This is a genomic window from Curtobacterium sp. PhB142, assembly GCF_004341255.1.
Classification (GTDB): Bacteria; Actinomycetota; Actinomycetes; order Actinomycetales; family Microbacteriaceae; genus Curtobacterium.
In genome coordinates this window covers 41376-56574 of sequence record NZ_SLUT01000011.1, presented here as the reverse complement: position 1 = coordinate 56574, position 15199 = coordinate 41376, and the positions used below count along the sequence as shown (strand labels likewise).

General features: G+C 68.1%; 16 protein-coding genes. 7 read left to right on the top strand and 9 right to left on the bottom strand.

Features of this window, described 5'->3' with window-relative positions; genetic code table 11:
- Positions 1-50: 50 nt before the first annotated feature.
- Positions 51-1067, bottom strand: a complete 1017-nt coding sequence (locus EDF31_RS17865) for an LLM class flavin-dependent oxidoreductase (RefSeq protein ID WP_131847171.1) — start codon at positions 1065-1067, stop codon at positions 51-53.
- An 87-nt stretch (positions 1068-1154) separates the two neighbouring features.
- Between EDF31_RS17865 and EDF31_RS17860 the strand changes: the two genes are divergently transcribed.
- Together EDF31_RS17860 and EDF31_RS17855 are read left to right on the top strand one after the other, a co-directional pair.
- Positions 1155-3764 carry a DEAD/DEAH box helicase gene (locus EDF31_RS17860; RefSeq protein ID WP_131847169.1) on the top strand — a complete coding sequence of 870 codons (2610 nt, stop codon included), beginning with the start codon at positions 1155-1157 and terminating at the stop codon, positions 3762-3764.
- Positions 3764-4276, top strand: coding sequence for a GNAT family N-acetyltransferase (locus EDF31_RS17855; protein WP_131847167.1), 513 nt, complete (start codon positions 3764-3766; stop codon positions 4274-4276). The genes EDF31_RS17860 and EDF31_RS17855 overlap by 1 nt, the downstream gene beginning before the upstream one ends.
- Before the next feature lie 22 nt (positions 4277-4298).
- Here EDF31_RS17855 and EDF31_RS17850 read toward each other — a convergent pair whose 3' ends face one another.
- The 5 genes from EDF31_RS17850 to EDF31_RS17830 all read right to left on the bottom strand — a co-directional run bounded on the left by EDF31_RS17850 (position 4299) and on the right by EDF31_RS17830 (position 7499).
- Complete coding sequence (locus EDF31_RS17850) at positions 4299-4703, bottom strand: PIN domain-containing protein (protein WP_131847165.1); 405 nt, start codon at positions 4701-4703, stop codon at positions 4299-4301.
- Complete coding sequence (locus EDF31_RS17845) at positions 4703-4903, bottom strand: type II toxin-antitoxin system VapB family antitoxin (protein WP_123314341.1); 201 nt, start codon at positions 4901-4903, stop codon at positions 4703-4705. The genes EDF31_RS17850 and EDF31_RS17845 overlap by 1 nt, the downstream gene beginning before the upstream one ends.
- A gap of 25 nt (positions 4904-4928) precedes the next feature.
- Complete coding sequence (locus EDF31_RS17840) at positions 4929-5990, bottom strand: NAD-dependent epimerase/dehydratase family protein (RefSeq protein WP_131847163.1); 1062 nt, start codon at positions 5988-5990, stop codon at positions 4929-4931.
- Between the two features lie 86 nt (positions 5991-6076).
- On the bottom strand, positions 6077-6598 hold the full coding sequence (locus tag EDF31_RS17835; RefSeq protein ID WP_111086567.1) for a ribonuclease H: 522 nt from the start codon (positions 6596-6598) through the stop codon (positions 6077-6079).
- 70 nt (positions 6599-6668) lie between these two features.
- On the bottom strand, positions 6669-7499 hold the full coding sequence (locus EDF31_RS17830) for a LysM peptidoglycan-binding domain-containing protein (RefSeq protein ID WP_131847161.1): 831 nt from the start codon (positions 7497-7499) through the stop codon (positions 6669-6671).
- Positions 7500-7604: 105 nt separating this feature from the next.
- On the opposite strand from EDF31_RS17830, the gene EDF31_RS17825 reads away from it, so the two are divergent.
- A complete protein-coding gene (locus tag EDF31_RS17825) occupies positions 7605-7856 on the top strand; it encodes a hypothetical protein (protein ID WP_123341237.1) in 252 nt (83 codons plus the stop codon).
- On the opposite strand, the gene EDF31_RS17820 is transcribed toward EDF31_RS17825, so the two are convergent.
- From EDF31_RS17820 to EDF31_RS17810, 3 genes are all read right to left on the bottom strand, one after another.
- On the bottom strand, positions 7853-8425 hold the full coding sequence (locus tag EDF31_RS17820) for a hypothetical protein (RefSeq protein WP_123341236.1): 573 nt from the start codon (positions 8423-8425) through the stop codon (positions 7853-7855). The genes EDF31_RS17825 and EDF31_RS17820 overlap by 4 nt on opposite strands.
- 68 nt (positions 8426-8493) lie before the next feature.
- Positions 8494-9312: an aldo/keto reductase gene (locus EDF31_RS17815; protein WP_131847159.1), complete on the bottom strand. Its 819-nt coding sequence runs from the start codon at positions 9310-9312 to the stop codon at positions 8494-8496.
- A 198-nt stretch (positions 9313-9510) separates the two neighbouring features.
- Entirely contained in the window at positions 9511-10716 is a 1206-nt protein-coding gene (locus EDF31_RS17810; protein WP_131847157.1) for an MFS transporter, read from the bottom strand.
- Between the two features lie 334 nt (positions 10717-11050).
- Between EDF31_RS17810 and nrdH the strand changes: the two genes are divergently transcribed.
- The 4 genes from nrdH (at position 11051) to nrdF (ending at position 15032) form a co-directional block, all read left to right on the top strand.
- A complete protein-coding gene (nrdH, locus tag EDF31_RS17805; RefSeq protein WP_017886897.1) occupies positions 11051-11284 on the top strand; it encodes a glutaredoxin-like protein NrdH in 234 nt (77 codons plus the stop codon).
- A gap of 112 nt (positions 11285-11396) precedes the next feature.
- Positions 11397-11813, top strand: coding sequence for a class Ib ribonucleoside-diphosphate reductase assembly flavoprotein NrdI (nrdI, locus tag EDF31_RS17800; protein WP_071291227.1), 417 nt, complete (start codon positions 11397-11399; stop codon positions 11811-11813).
- A gap of 17 nt (positions 11814-11830) precedes the next feature.
- Positions 11831-13936 (top strand): class 1b ribonucleoside-diphosphate reductase subunit alpha, encoded by a 2106-nt coding sequence (gene nrdE, locus EDF31_RS17795; RefSeq protein ID WP_131847155.1) that lies wholly within the window; start codon positions 11831-11833, stop codon positions 13934-13936.
- A gap of 94 nt (positions 13937-14030) precedes the next feature.
- A complete protein-coding gene (gene nrdF / locus EDF31_RS17790) occupies positions 14031-15032 on the top strand; it encodes a class 1b ribonucleoside-diphosphate reductase subunit beta (protein WP_111086559.1) in 1002 nt (333 codons plus the stop codon).
- The last annotated feature ends 167 nt before the right edge of the window (positions 15033-15199 follow it).

The following is a 15199-nucleotide window of genomic DNA, read 5'->3' as shown; positions in this document are numbered from 1 at the left end:
CTCGAGCCTCACCGACTCGATCTGAGCCCCGCCGGATGTCCTGATCCGTCTCAGGCGCGGAGCGCCGGTGCGATCTCTTCGGCCACGATGCGCAGGATCCGCTCGTGGGCGGCAACGTCCCCGTTCGCGGGCAGGGTGATCACGAGCTCGTCCGTCGCGGTGACGGCGGGGTCGGCGAGCAGGGCGTCGACGATGGCGGCCGGCTCGCCGGACAGGACCTTGCTGAACCGGAACGGCGGGCCGGAGAACGGCCGGCCCTCGTCGTCCATGCCCGAGGCGTACCCGGTCAGGAACTCCTCGTGGACCGCGCGGTCGTGGTCGTCGAGCAACGGCACGACGATGCGACCCACCGCGACCTTCGACGTGCGGCCGGTGCCGCCGTGCAGCTCGGTGAACCGCTCCCGGTACGCCGCGATCTGGTCGGCCTGCGCCTGGGCGAAGGGTGCACCGGTGTCCTCGGTGTTCAGGGTCGAGCAGTGCAGGAGCAGCCCCTTCTCGGCCGTGCGCACCGCCGTGCCCATGCTGCCGCCGCCCCACCAGACGCGGTCGCGCAGGCCGGCGCTGAGCGGCTGCAGGGTCAGGTCCGCACCGGCCGGGATGCTCTCGTAGCCAGAGCCGGCGCTGCCGAGTGCGTCGCCGTCGAGCACCTCGAGCAGTCGGGCAGCCCGGGCCTCGGCCTCGTCGCGGAACGAGCGGTCGACGGCGCCGAACACCGGGTCGAGGATCGGCCCGTACCCGGCGATGCCCGTGCTGATGCCGAGCTGCACGCGCCCACCGCTCAGCAGGTCGACCGTGCTGGCGTCCTCGGCGAGGCGCACCGGGTCCTCGTAGCGCATGCCGAGCACCGCGGTGCCGAACGCGATGGTGCTCGTGCGCTGGGCCGCGGCGGCGAAGAACGTCATCGGGCTCGTCAGGAAGGGCTCGAAGTGGCGACCGCGGACCCAGCCCGTGCCGTAGCCGAGGGTCTCGGCCGTCTCGAACAGCCGCAGACCGTCCTGCAGGGCGCTCGCCGCACCCGCAGTGCCGCCGTGGTTCGGGACGAAGGTGAGGAAGCCGAGTTCGTGCATGACGCGAGTCTATGCGCGCGTATGGAGCCGGGCCTCCCGGTCGTCCGTACCGACCACCTCGTCACCGCAGCCTGGGAGGATGGGGCCATGACCGACGTCACCACCGTTCCCCCGCTCGTCGCCGCGATCCCGGCGGCGGTGGACGGCGTCGTCGACGCCGACGAGGTCTACGAGGCCTTCGCGGCCTGGGCCGAGGAGGGCGGCCGGCCGCTGTACCCGGCACAGGACGAAGCGGTCATCGAGCTCGTCTCCGGCGCGAACGTCGTGCTGAGCACCCCGACCGGCACCGGCAAGTCGCTCGTCGCGGCCGGCGCGCACTTCGCCGCGCTCGCCGAGGGCAAGCGGAGCTACTACACGGCACCGATCAAGGCGCTCGTCTCCGAGAAGTTCTTCCAGCTCGTCGAGCTGTTCGGCGCGCAGAACGTCGGCATGGTCACCGGCGACTCCAGTGTGAACGGCGACGCCCCCATCGTCTGCTGCACCGCCGAGATCCTGGCGAACCTGGCCCTGCGCGAAGGACCCGACGCCGACGTCGACGTCGTGGTGATGGACGAGTTCCACTTCTACGGCGACCCCGACCGCGGCTGGGCCTGGCAGGTGCCGCTGCTCGTGCTCGAACGCGCGCAGTTCCTGCTGATGTCCGCCACCCTCGGCGACGTCACCACCATCGCCGACGACCTGTCCCGACGCACCGGCCGACCCACCGCGCGCGTGACCGGGGTCAGCCGACCGGTGCCGCTCGAGTACGAGTACGTGATGACGCCCGTGCAGGAGACCGTCGAACGGCTGCTGGAGGAGGGCAAGGCACCGATCTACATCGTGCACTTCGCGCAGGCCGCGGCGCTCGAGCGGGCGCAGTCGCTCATGTCGGCGAAGGTCGCTGATCGGGCGCGTCGAGACCAGATCGCGGAGGCGATCGCGGGCTTCCGCTTCAGCGCCGGCTTCGGACAGACCCTCTCGCGCCTGATCCGCGCCGGCATCGGCGTGCACCACGCCGGCATGCTGCCCAAGTACCGACGGCTCGTCGAGCAGCTCGCACAGCGCGGACTGCTGCCCGTCATCTGCGGCACCGACACCCTGGGCGTCGGCATCAACGTGCCGATCCGCTCCGTGCTGTTCACCGGGCTGACGAAGTTCGACGGCACCAAGATGCGGCAGCTGTCCGCGCGCGAGTTCCACCAGATCGCCGGCCGTGCCGGACGTGCCGGGTACGACACCGAGGGTGACGTCGTCGCCGAGGCCCCCGAGCACGACATCGAGAACGCCCGCGCCGTCGCCAAGGCTGGCGACGACCAGAAGAAGAAGAGCAAGATCAAGCGGAAGAAGGCACCGGAGGGGTTCGTGTCCTGGCGGCAGGCATCGTTCGACCGGCTCATCGGCGCCGAACCGGAACCGATGGTGTCGCGGATGCGGATCACGCACGCGATGGTGCTGTCGGTGGTGGCCCGCGGGGGTTCCGCGTTCGACGAGGTCCGGTCGCTGGTGTTCGACAACCACGAACCGCGCTCCCGCCAGCTCGCGATGGCCCGGCGTGCCCTCGTCATCGCCCGGACGCTCATCAACGCGCAGGTCATCGAGCGGGTGCCGGGGCCTCCGGTCTCCTACCGGCTCACCGTCGACCTGCAGTCGAACTTCGCCCTCAACCAGCCCCTGTCCCCGTTCGCGCTCGCCGCGTTCGAGCTGCTCGATCCCTCTTCGCCGACGTACGCCCTGGACATGGTGTCGATCGTCGAGGCGACACTGGACGACCCGCGGGCGATCCTGTCGCAGCAGCAGTTCAAGGAGCGCGGCGAAGAGGTCGCCCGCATGAAGCGCGAGGGCATCGAGTACGAGGAGCGGATGGAGCTGCTCGAGGAGGTCACCTGGCCTCGCCCGCTGTCCGAGCTGTTGGAGGCGGCGTACGAGGCGTACGCGGCGGAACAGCCCTGGGTCCTCGACTTCCAGCTCTCGCCCAAGGCCGTCGTCCGTGACATGTACGAGCGCGCGATGACCTTCGGCGACTTCGTGCGGTTCTACCAGCTCACCCGGTCCGAGGGGCTCGTGCTCCGGTACCTGTCCGACGCCTACCGGACCATGCGGCAGACCATCACCGAGGAACAGCGGAACCAGGAGCTCGACGACCTGATCGAGTGGCTCGGCGAGGTCGTCCGGCAGACCGACTCCTCGCTCGTCGACGAGTGGGAAGCGCTGCTCAACGGCGACGTGCTGCTCGCCCTCGCCGAAGAGCAGGAGATCGCGCCGCCGCAGCCGGCACGGCTCACCGGCAACGTGCGGGCCTTCACCGTGCTCGTGCGGAACGCACTGTTCCAGCGGGTGCTGCTCGCCGCGCGCGACGACGTCGACGGACTCGGGGCGCTCGACGCAGCAGCCGGGTTCGACGGCGACGCGTGGGACGCGGTGCTCGAGGAGTACTACGAGGAGCACGACACCATCGGCACCGATGCCGAGGCGCGGTCCATGTCGTACCTGGTCCTCGACCAGGCCGGGGCGACGGGTGTGGGGGCGTCCGGCTCTGGGGGTGCAGGCTCGGCGCGTGTGTGGCGTGCCCGGCAGATCTTCGCGGACCCGTCAGGCGACAAGGACTTCGGGTTCTCGGCGACGATCGACCTCGACGCCTCGGACGAAGCCGGCGAGGCCGTGGTCCGGGTCACCGAGATCGGTCGGTTCGACGGGTGGGCCGACGTGGACGTGGACTGATGCCGGCCGGCGCTGGTTCGTTCGTCGTGCGTGCGCTCGGCGCGGACGACGTCGACGCGCTGCAGGGGCTGCTCGAGACCGTGCCGGACTACGCCGAGCGGATCACCGGGTACCCGCCGGGACCGTCCGACGGGCTGAGCGCACTCGTGTCGGTGCCGGACGGCTTCGACCCGGCGGGCAAGCACGGGATCGGGCTGTGGGACGGCGACTCGCTCGTGGCGTTCGCGGACGTGCTGCTCGGCTACCCAGCGCCGACCACGGCGTACATCGGACTGCTCGTCGTCCGAGGCGATCGGCAGGGTTCGGGCCTCGGACGGGTCCTGCACGAGGCCGTCGTTTCCCTGGCAGCTCACGCCCGCGCCGACCGACTACGACTGGGGATCGTGGCGACGAACGCGGCCGGTGCCGAGCCGTTCTGGCGGGCGCTCGGGTACGCACCGACAGGGGAGCGGAAGCCGTACCGGTACGACGGGCTCGAGAGCACGGTGGCGCTCTGGGAGCGGGCGGTCTGATCCTCTTGGGTCAGGGGTGCGTTCAATGCTCCGGTAGGTATTCGTGCCGGAACTCAGCGACGGCCGATGCGATGTGTTCGTAGTCACGGTCCGAGCTCAGAACCGTCGCTCCGTTGCAGACGGCGTACGCGGCGATGTGGACGTCGACCGGCCCGGCTCCGCGAACGTGTCCGTTGCGCCACAGTGCGTTCTGGATACTCGTCACCGCCGTCACATCGGGATGGCTCGACGCTTCGAGAAAGGCGGCCATGTCGTCGCAATGGCCGTCGTGGTCGGAGCTGGACCGCGCCGAATGGCAGTACTCGAGCACCTGCGGAGGGCATGTCAGGATGAGGTCCTGAGTCGCGACCTCCCGCAGGCGCCGAGCGATCGCCGGGGAACGATGCGCTTTCCACCAGACCGAGTTGTCGACGATGTACGTCGCCATCAGGGGTGCAGTTCGTCCGCGGCCGTCGGGTCTGCGGCGAAGTCCCGGGCGATGATCCGCTCGACCGCCGCAGGCTGTCGTCGCACGGCGATGAGTGTCTCGAGCGCGCGCTGGACGACTTCTCTGTTCGAGCGTGCTCCGGTGAGCTGCTTCGCGTCCTCGAGAACGCGCTGATCGAGGTCGATCGTCGTCACTGCCATGAGCACCTCCGGTTTATATGGACCACTATATACGCTGGCTGGCCGGTCCCGAGCGACCGACGAGGCCCTTCGCCACCAGGCTCCGGGCCGCCGCCACGATCGCCTCGTGCGGATCACGAGGGCTCCAGCCGAGCACGGTGCGGGCTCGCTCGTTCGAGGTGCGCTTGGCGTAGCCGAGGTCGGGCACCATCGCACGGAACTGCGGCTGGGTCTCGGCCGCGGTCCGTACGACGTCGTCGGGCAGCGTCTGCGTCGGGACTGCCCGGGCGTCGTCACCGAGGTGCTCGCGCAGGGTGGCGGCGATCTCGGCCATCTCGAGCGCCGGGCCGTTCGACAAGAGGAACCGCTTGCCCGCTGCATCCGGGGCGGTCGTCGCGGTGACGTGCGCCGCGGCGACGTCACGCACGTCGACGATGGGGATGAACAGTCGCGGTGTCGCGGGCATCGCGCCGGAGAGCATGGCCTGCAGGATGTGGTTCGCACCGGACACCGCGTGCCCCATCGCCGGACCCATCACCGCGACCGGCATCGTCGTGACGAGCTCCGGCGCACCGGGCTCGGACGCGACGAAGTCCCAGGCGGCGCGTTCGGCAAGGGTCTTGCTCGTGCCGTAGGCATCGACCCCGGGCCCGTCGAGCACCGTCCAGTCGGCCTCGGTGAACACGTGGTCGGAGTGCGGGTGGCCCCAGCTGACCGCGTGGAAGGCCGAGGTCAGCACGACGCGATCGACTCCGGCCGCGTGTGCGGCGCGCAGCACCCGCAGCGTCCCCTCCACCGCCGGACGGATCACGGAGTCCTCGTCCTCGACGTGGCCGGGCATCACCGGCGAGGCGACGTGGTGCACGACGTCGATGTCCGCGACCGCCTGAGCCCATCCGTCATCGGACGTCAGGTCGGCGGCGACGAACTCCAGCCGGTCGTCGGCGGTCAGGCCGGCCTCGGCGAGGACCGCACGGACCGCGGGTTCACGGTCGAGGGACCGGATCGTGGTGCGGACGCGGTGCCCGGCGTCGAGCAACTGCAGGATCAGGTGGCCAGCGATGAAGCCGGAGCCGCCGGTGACCAGGACGTGTTCGGTGTTCTCCATGCGCCCAGCATCGTCTCGAGGTCGGATGCGGACCAGTGCCTCGGTGTTCCTGGGTCTCCGAGACCCAGGCTGACCGAGCTCGTCGGTCAGAAGAGTGTGGCCGGCGGGGTCGCCTCGGGCAGTGCGGACGGCTCGGTGACTTCGACTCCGGGCCAGCCCGGACCGTGCGGCACGTCGGTGTGGTTCTGGTACGCGGTGGCGGCACCACGGGCGCGGACGTCGGCGGCTTCGTTCATCTCGTGGCCGACGTGCCCGCGGACCCACTCGAACGTGACCTTGCGGCCCTGCAGTTCGGCGTCGAGCTCCTTGATGATCTCGACGTTCATGACCGGCTTGCCGTCGGCCTTGCGCCAGTTCTTCCGCTTCCACCCAGCGAGCCACTCGGTGCAGGCCTTGATGGCGTACTGGCTGTCGCACAGGATGTGCAGCGGCTCGCCGGTGTCCTTCGTCGCGCGGAGCAACTGCAGGACGGCCGTGAGTTCGCCGATGTTGTTCGTTGCCCGGGGCCAGCCACCGGCGGCCCAGCGGTCGTCGTCGACGTACCAGGCCCAGCCGGCGGGGCCGGGGTTGCCGAGGGCTGAGCCGTCTGCTGCGGCGACGATCGTCACGAGGGGACCTCCTGGTCGGGGCTGGTGCCCGTCGAGCGTAACGGACGGTCGAGTGCCGTCGGCGCCGAGGTCAGCGGCGCGCGGGGTCGAGGTTCAGCGTGCTGCCCTCGAGCAACCAGTCGTCGGCGCGGGTCTCCATGTACGGGTTGAGCCACTGCACCTCGGCCGGCGTGATGCCGAACCGCTGCGCGACCGTGGTCAGCTCGTCGCCGTGCGCCACCAGGTAGTCGGCCGGTCGTCCGTCGGCGTCCGTGACGATGCCGTACGCCCCCGGTCGGTCCTTGCCCACGGTGATGCGCAGGTCCGGGTAGGGGTTCGGGATCTTCCACTCCAGGGCGCCGGCGGCCAGCACCGATCCGACCCACGGACGCTTCGCGGGATCTTCGTCCGGCACTGAGGCAGGCACGAGGACGACGCTGCGCAAGTAGTCCGGTCGTGCACCGGCGTCGTTCATGACCACGGTCTTCGGCGGCCCGGAGGCGGCGGTCCACTCGGTCGTGTCCCGCGCCGAGGCGTCACCGCCATCGAGCGGGCTGGCGGTCCGGTGCCGGAACTGCAGGCTCATCTGCTGCGGGTTGGTCGTGCGGTAGCCGGACAGCTGCGCGGTGAACGTACCCTCGTCGTTCGCCACGATGCGCACGTGGATGCTCGTGTCACCGCTCGGGGACGTGACGTCGGTCTCCGCCGCGACCGTGCCCGTAGGCAGGACCTGCTCGACCTCGTCAGGTTCGCCGTTGACCTGCTCCGTCGTGAGCGTCGGATCGGGGATCGGCTCCGCAGTCCGGTCGGTGGCCTGTCGGGTCGGCTTCGGCAGGGTGTCGTCTCCGCCGAACGCCGTGCAGCCCGTCAGCAGCAGCCCCACCATTGCCGTACCGATGACCGCGCTCGCCGCGGTCCGCATCCGTGTCATCGTTCCCCCACGGCAGGGAGCGTACCGCCGGGGTCCGGCCCGATCGACCGCCGTGACCGAACTGGTACTCGGGGCACACGGACTACCGTCCGGGTCATGAGCGACAGCATCCCGGAGACGCCGGATCCCGACTCGACCGACACTGCGTACAGCCCGTCGAGCGAGCGGGAGACCGAGGCGTCGCAGACCGACCAGCGCAGCGAAGCCGAACTCGAGGCAGACGGAATCGACACGTCCAAGATCACCGCCGCACCGGGAACGGGCGGCGCGGATGACGCCGGCGACGTGGAGCCTGCGCCGGGCGACCTGCACCTGCCGTGGCAGTCGGAGGAGGACCGCCGGGGCTAGCGGGACACCCGGTCCAGTTCGCGGACGAGTTCCTCGCCGTCGCGGACGTCCCAGAACGCGAACACCTGCGGTCCGAACAGCCCGTCGAGTCCGGTGTTCGCGTAGATCTTGGCGGTCGCTCCGCCGGCGAAGAACGCCGCCACTCCGCTCGGATCGCCGGTGTTCCACTCCACCGAACAGTGCCGTCGGCCCCCGGTCCAGGTGATGGTGCGATCGGTGCGCCCCACCGGGACCTCGCGGGTGGTGTTCGGCCTGATGATCAGCGCGCGGCGGTCGGTGACGGCGTAGACGGTCGTGCGTTTGCGGTGGGCCTTCACGATGAAGCGCCCGAACACGAGGTGCAGGCCGACCAGCGACAAGACGATCGGGATGATCGCGCCCACGCCGAGGTATCCGTTCCGCACGACGTCGAGGACTGCGAACAGGATGAAGCCGGTCCAGAACAGCGAGAACGGGATGAGGAAGCCGTCCCGCCCCGTGAAGAGCTTCGCCGGGTCGCTCGAGCCGGCCCAGTAGAGGTGCTCATCGGGTCCTAGGTGCTCACGGGCGGTCTGCTGAGGATCGTTCACCCCGAAGAACCTACGCCGTCACACACGCTCCGCGTCACGACGGCGCTACCGTCACGACGGCGCTCCCGTCACGACACCGAGTCGGGGTGCGAGCCCGTCCGCTGCCCGGACTCGAGCGTGGCGATCGCCGCGAGCTCGTCGTCGCTGAGCACGAAGCCGTCGACATCGAGGTTCGACCGGATCCGCGACGGCGTCACCGACTTCGGCAGCACCACGACCCCCTGCTGCACGTTCCACCGCACGAGGACCTGCGCGACGCTCACCCCGTGGGCGTCCGCGATGCCGGTGAGGACCGGTTCGTCGATCAGTCGACCGCGACCGAGTGGTGACCACGCTCCGGTGACGATGTCGTGCTGCTGGTGGAACTCCATGAGCTCGCGCTGCGGGAGCCACGGGTGCCGCTCGACCTGGTTGAGCGCCGGGACCTCACCGGTCTCGTCGATGAGTCGCTGCAGTTGCGGCACCTGGAAGTTCGAGACCCCGATGCTCCGTGCCCGGCCGGAGTCGCGCAGCTCGACGAGCGCGCGCCAGGTGTCGACGTAGCGGTCGTTCGCCGCGGCCGGCCAGTGGATCAGGTACAGGTCGACCGCGTCGAGCCCCAGCCGCTCGAGGCTGCCGTCGAACGCACGCAGGGTCGCGTCGCGCCCCTGGTGGTCGTTCCACACCTTGGTCGTCACGAAGACGTCGTCACGGTCGAGCCCGGAGGCCCGGACCGCCTTGCCGACGCCGGTCTCGTTGCCGTACATCTCGGCCGTGTCGACGTGCCGGTAGCCGGCGTCGAGCGCGAGACCGACCGCCGTCTCGGCCTCGGTGTCGTCGACCTTGTAGACGCCGAACCCGATCGCGGGGATCGCGGCACCGTCACGCAGGGGAAGTGAACTGACCATGCACCCATCCTGCCGGTGCGTGGCGGGCGCGCGCCGGGCCTCCCGGCCATCTGTGGAGAACGCGAGCCCCGTGCCGGACGCACGTTCCTTCCCATACCGGCCGCGATCGCAAACGCAATCGGGCATACCTGGTCAGAACTTTCGACCAGGTACGCCCGATTCGACCAGGTACGCCGAAAGCCCGCGCCCGCGCCCCGCTCAGGTCGGCAGGACCACCGGCTCGGTGTCGGGGATGGGGCTGGCGTCACGGCCGCGCAGGTCGGGCAGCCAGCGCTTGGCGCCGAGCGCGACGACGACGCCCACCCCGGCCATGACCGCACCGACCGTGAAGCCGCCCACCGGGCCACTGCTGTCGATCAGGAAGCCGGCGACGGCGGACCCGCCGGCGGCACCGATGAGCTGACCGGTGCCCATCCAGCCGTAGGCCTCGGCCGTGTCGGAGAACTTGACGGTGGCGGAGACCGAACCGAACATCACCGCGAGTGCCGGCGCGATGCCGATGCCCGCGATCACGAGGGCGATGCAGAGCCACCAGAAGTTCGTGCCGCCCAGGGCGAGCGCGAGACCGACGAAGACGATCGCCATGCGCGTCCACAGGGTGTTGGGGGAGATCGGACGGTGGCCGAAGGCCAGGCCGCCGAACAGGGACCCGACCGCGAACACGGCCAGGACGATGCCGGCGTTCGGGCTGCCCTCGCCGAAGACGCTGGTGACGCTGGCCTCGACCGCGGCGCACGCCCCGATGAGCAGCAGACCGGTCAGAGTGGCGACGACGACCGACGGCCGCTTCAGCACCACGCCGAACGCGCGCTTCGAGCGGGGGATGCGGACGCGGCCGAGCTCGGGGGAGGCGATGAACCACGTGCCGCCGACCACCAGGAAGACCATGGCGACGACGATCGCCTCGACCGTGCCGACCTGGGTCGCGACGAAGGTGGTGATGACCGGGCCCGCGACCCAGATGAGTTCCTGGGCGCTGGCGTCGAGCGAGAACAAGGGGGTGAGCTGCGACGAGGTCACCATCTTGGGGTAGATGGTGCGCACCGCCGGCTGCACGGGCGGGACCGCGAGACCGCCGAGGAACCCGACCACCACGTAGCCCCAGAGCGGCATGAGCACGAAGCCGATGACGCCCATGCTCACGAGCGCGACGATGCTCGTCAGGATGAGGACGGGACGCATGCCCCAGCTGCCCATCCAACGGCTGGTGAGCGGCCCCGCCAGTGCCTGCCCGACACTCGTCGTCGCGAGCACCAGGCCGGCGGCGCCGTAGGAGTGGAAGACGTGCTCGACGTGCAGCAGGTAGGCCAGCGAGAGCATCCCGAACGGGAAGCGCGCAGTGAGCTGTGCAGCGATGACACGACCCACGCCGGGGGTCTTCAGGAGGGGGCCGTACGTGCTCACGAGACGAGTGTACGGACCGGACGGATCGGGGTGTCACCCGTCCGGGGGAGGTGTGGAGGAGGTCCTCGTCGACACCGTTCTCAGACACGCCGACGGGAGGTGTCGAGAACTTCCGTCCACAGCTTGTGGAGGACTGTCGGTGGTCGGTGCGAGAGTGGCGGAAAACCGGGCCTCCGGGAATCCACAGTCTGTGGATCGGGTTGTGGAAACTACAGGCGTGTAACACTTTCTCTTGTGGTCGACGGGTCCGTCGGGCACAACATGTAGTAGCGTCGTCCTCAGCACCGCACACGAACTTCGGACCTGGAATCAGGCCCAGAAACCAGGGGAGAACATGGCCGTCACCGTCTACACCAAGCCGTCCTGCGTCCAGTGCACAGCGACGTACCGGGCCCTCGACAACAAGGGCATCGAGTACGAAGTGCACGACGTCTCCACCGACGAGGCAGCCCTCGAGCACGTCAAGAGCCTGGGCTACATGCAGGCCCCCGTCGTCGTCACGGACGACGACCACTGGTCGGGCTTCCGCCCCGACAAGATCGCGACGCTCAGCGCCGAACTGGCGTAGTCGTCTCCCGTCCTGTGGACGGTTACCCCGGACCCGCTCAGGAGGCCCGGATCACCGCCCACAGGACACCCTCCGGTCCGCCTGTTCCGCACCTTCACCACAGGAGCGCACCATGAGCCGATTGGTCTACTTCTCGAGCGTGTCCGGGTACACCGCACGCTTCGTCGAGAAGCTCGGCCGCGACGCGGACCGGATCCCGCTCTACCCGAGCGAACCCTTCCTCCACGTGGACGAGCCCTACGTCCTGTTCCTGCCCACCTACGGTGGCGGCAACGGCGAGGGTGCGGTCCCCAAGCAGGTCATCAAGTTCCTCAACGACGCGCACAACCGCTCGCTTATCCGCGGTGTGGTCGTCGGCGGCAACACGAACTTCGGCGAGGCCTACGGCCTGGCAGGGGACGTCATCGCGCGGAAGTGCAACGTCCCCCTTCTCTACAGATTCGAACTCTTCGGGACCCCTGACGACGTGTCGGCGGTCAACTCAGGATTGGATGCATTTTGGACGCAGCAGTTGCAGACGTCGATCTGACGTCGCCGCAGACGGGGATGGACTACCACTCCCTCAACGCGATGCTCAACCTCTACGACGCGGACGGCAACATCCAGTTCGACAAGGATCGTGAGGCCGCCAAGCAGTTCTTCCTGCAGCACGTCAACCAGAACACCGTCTTCTTCCACAACCTGAAGGAGCGGCTCGACTACCTGGTCGAGAACGAGTACTACGAAAAAGCCGCGATCGACATGTACTCGCTGGACTTCATCCAGCGACTCAACGACCTGGCGTACTCGAAGAAGTTCCGGTTCCAGACGTTCCTCGGCGCGTTCAAGTACTACACGAGCTACACGCTCAAGACGTTCGACGGCAAGCGCTACCTCGAGCGCTTCGAGGACCGCGTCGTCATGACCGCCCTCGGCCTGGCCCAGGGCAACGAGCAGCTCGCCATCGACCTGGTCGAAGAGATCGTCGCCGGCCGGTTCCAGCCCGCGACCCCCACGTTCCTCAACACGGCGAAGGCACAGCGCGGCGAGCTCGTCTCCTGCTTCCTCCTCCGCATCGAGGACAACATGGAGTCGATCTCGCGCGGAATCAACTCCTCGCTGCAGCTCTCGAAGCGCGGCGGCGGCGTGGCCCTGCTCCTCTCCAACATCCGCGAGGCCGGCGCCCCGATCAAGCAGATCGAGAACCAGTCCTCGGGCATCATCCCCGTGATGAAGCTGCTGGAAGACTCCTTCTCCTACGCGAACCAGCTCGGTGCGCGTCAGGGTGCCGGCGCGGTCTACCTCAGCGCCCACCACCCGGACATCATGAAGTTCCTCGACACCAAGCGCGAGAACGCCGACGAGAAGATCCGCATCAAGACGCTGTCCCTCGGCGTCGTCGTGCCGGACATCACGTTCGAGCTCGCGAAGAACAACGAGGACATGTACCTGTTCTCGCCGTACGACGTCGAGAAGGTCTACGGCGTCCCGTTCGGCGACGTCCCGATCTCCGAGAACTACCGCGCGATGGTCGACGACTCGCGCATCAAGAAGACGAAGATCAAGGCGCGTGACTTCTTCACGACCATCGCCGAGATCCAGTTCGAGTCCGGCTACCCGTACATCGTGTTCGAGGACACGGTGAACAAGGCCAACCCGATCAAGGGTCGGATCAACATGTCCAACCTGTGCTCGGAGATCCTGCAGGTCAACACCCCGACGACCTTCAACGAGGACCTGTCCTACAAGGAGATCGGCAAGGACATCTCCTGCAACCTCGGGTCGCTGAACATCGCGCTGACGATGGACTCGCCGGACTTCGGCAAGACCATCGAGACCGCGATCCGTGGCCTGACGTCCGTGTCGCAGATGTCGCACATCGCCTCGGTGCGTTCCGTCGAGGACGGCAACGACAAGTCGCACGCCATCGGCCTCGGCCAGATGAACCTGCACGGCTACCTCGCTCGTGAGCGCGTCTACTACGGCTCCGAAGAGGGCATCGACTTCACGAACATCTACTTCTACACGGTGCTGTTCCACGCCCTGCGCGCCTCGAACAACATCGCCATCGAGACCGGCGAGACCTTCGACGGGTTCCGCGACTCGAAGTACGCGTCGGGTGAGTTCTTCGACAAGTACACCGACCAGGCGTGGACCCCCGCGACCGCTCGTGTCGCCTCGCTGTTCGACAACGCGAACATCACGATCCCGACGCAGGAGGACTGGGCCGCACTGAAGGCCTCGGTCCAGGAGCACGGCATCTACAACCAGAACCTGCAGGCAGTCCCGCCGACCGGTTCGATCTCGTACATCAACCACTCGACGTCGTCGATCCACCCGATCGCGTCGAAGATCGAGATCCGCAAGGAAGGCAAGCTCGGCCGCGTCTACTACCCGGCGCCGTTCATGACGAACGACAACCTGGACTACTACCAGGACGCGTACGAGATCGGTGCCGAGAAGATCATCGACACGTACGCCGCGGCGACGCAGCACGTGGACCAGGGCCTGTCCCTGACGCTGTTCTTCAAGGACACCGCCACCACGCGTGACATCAACAAGGCCCAGATCTACGCATGGCGCAAGGGCATCAAGACGATCTACTACATCCGTCTGCGCCAGCTCGCCCTCGAGGGCACAGAGGTCGAGGGCTGCGTCAGCTGCATGCTGTAGAGCTGCTGCTCTCTTCCTGGAGGCGCGGGGCGGGCCCCGCCCCGCGCCTCCAGTCCGTCATCAGATCACCATCTCGAATCCGGAAGACAATCCCATGACCCTCACCGACCCGGTCCACGCCACGGGCAAGTCCATCCCGCTGATCAGTTCGGTCAGTGCCATCAACTGGAACCGCATCCAGGACGACAAGGACGTCGAGGTCTGGAACCGGCTGGTCAACAACTTCTGGCTGCCCGAGAAGGTGCCGCTGTCGAACGACGTGCAGTCGTGGAACACGCTGACGCCGGCGGAGCAGCAGCTCACGATGCGGGTCTTCACCGGCCTGACGCTGCTCGACACCATCCAGGGCACCGTCGGCGCGATCAGCCTGATCCCCGACGCGATCACCCCGCACGAAGAAGCCGTCTACACGAACATCGCGTTCATGGAGTCGGTGCACGCGAAGAGCTACTCGTCGATCTTCTCGACGCTGGCCTCGACGCCCGAGATCGACGACGCCTTCCGCTGGTCCACCGAGAACGTGAACCTGCAGAAGAAGGCCCAGATCGTCCTCGACTACTACACCGGTGACGACCCCCTGAAGCGCAAGGTCGCCTCGACGCTGCTCGAGTCGTTCCTGTTCTACTCCGGCTTCTACCTGCCGATGTACTGGTCCTCGCGCGCCAAGCTCACCAACACGGCCGACCTGATCCGCCTGATCATCCGCGACGAAGCCGTCCATGGGTACTACATCGGGTACAAGTTCCAGAAGGGCCTCGAAGGCGCTTCGGAAGAGCGCAAGCAGGAGATCAAGGACTACACGTTCAACCTGCTGTTCGAGCTCTACGAGAACGAGGTGCAGTACACGCAGGACCTCTACGACCAGGTCGGGCTGACCGAGGACGTCAAGAAGTTCCTGCACTACAACGCCAACAAGGCGCTGATGAACCTGGGCTACGAGCCGATGTTCCCCAAGGAGACGACGGACGTGAACCCGGCGATCCTGTCGGCCCTGTCGCCGAACGCGGACGAGAACCACGACTTCTTCTCGGGCTCGGGGTCGTCGTACGTCATCGGCAAGGCGGAGAAGACCGAGGACGAGGACTGGGACTTCTGATCTCGCTCTGACTCGTGGGGACGCCCCGCTGGCTTCTGCCGGCGGGGCGTCGTCGTTCGCCGGACCGCACTGACGTGTCCGGTCAGCGGGTGGCGGTGGTCGGCGCGGACTCGACGAGGGCGGCGACCTCCTTGGGCCGTGCGTTCTGGTCGTCCATCGAATGCACC

Excerpts from the sequence above, each read along its gene's own strand:
- EDF31_RS17865 (WP_131847171.1), bottom strand. The coding sequence starts at position 1,067 with ATGCACGAACTCGGCTTCCTCACCTTCGTCCCGAACCACGGCGGCACT.
- EDF31_RS17860 (WP_131847169.1), top strand. The coding sequence starts at position 1,155 with ATGACCGACGTCACCACCGTTCCCCCGCTCGTCGCCGCGATCCCGGCG.
- EDF31_RS17855 (WP_131847167.1), top strand. The coding sequence starts at position 3,764 with ATGCCGGCCGGCGCTGGTTCGTTCGTCGTGCGTGCGCTCGGCGCGGAC.
- EDF31_RS17850 (WP_131847165.1), bottom strand. The coding sequence starts at position 4,703 with ATGGCGACGTACATCGTCGACAACTCGGTCTGGTGGAAAGCGCATCGT.
- EDF31_RS17845 (WP_123314341.1), bottom strand. The coding sequence starts at position 4,903 with ATGGCAGTGACGACGATCGACCTCGATCAGCGCGTTCTCGAGGACGCG.
- EDF31_RS17840 (WP_131847163.1), bottom strand. The coding sequence starts at position 5,990 with ATGGAGAACACCGAACACGTCCTGGTCACCGGCGGCTCCGGCTTCATC.
- EDF31_RS17830 (WP_131847161.1), bottom strand. The coding sequence starts at position 7,499 with ATGCGGACCGCGGCGAGCGCGGTCATCGGTACGGCAATGGTGGGGCTG.
- EDF31_RS17825 (WP_123341237.1), top strand. The coding sequence starts at position 7,605 with ATGAGCGACAGCATCCCGGAGACGCCGGATCCCGACTCGACCGACACT.
- EDF31_RS17815 (WP_131847159.1), bottom strand. The coding sequence starts at position 9,312 with ATGGTCAGTTCACTTCCCCTGCGTGACGGTGCCGCGATCCCCGCGATC.
- nrdH (WP_017886897.1), top strand. The coding sequence starts at position 11,051 with ATGGCCGTCACCGTCTACACCAAGCCGTCCTGCGTCCAGTGCACAGCG.
- nrdI (WP_071291227.1), top strand. The coding sequence starts at position 11,397 with ATGAGCCGATTGGTCTACTTCTCGAGCGTGTCCGGGTACACCGCACGC.
- nrdE (WP_131847155.1), top strand. The coding sequence starts at position 11,831 with ATGGACTACCACTCCCTCAACGCGATGCTCAACCTCTACGACGCGGAC.
- nrdF (WP_111086559.1), top strand. The coding sequence starts at position 14,031 with ATGACCCTCACCGACCCGGTCCACGCCACGGGCAAGTCCATCCCGCTG.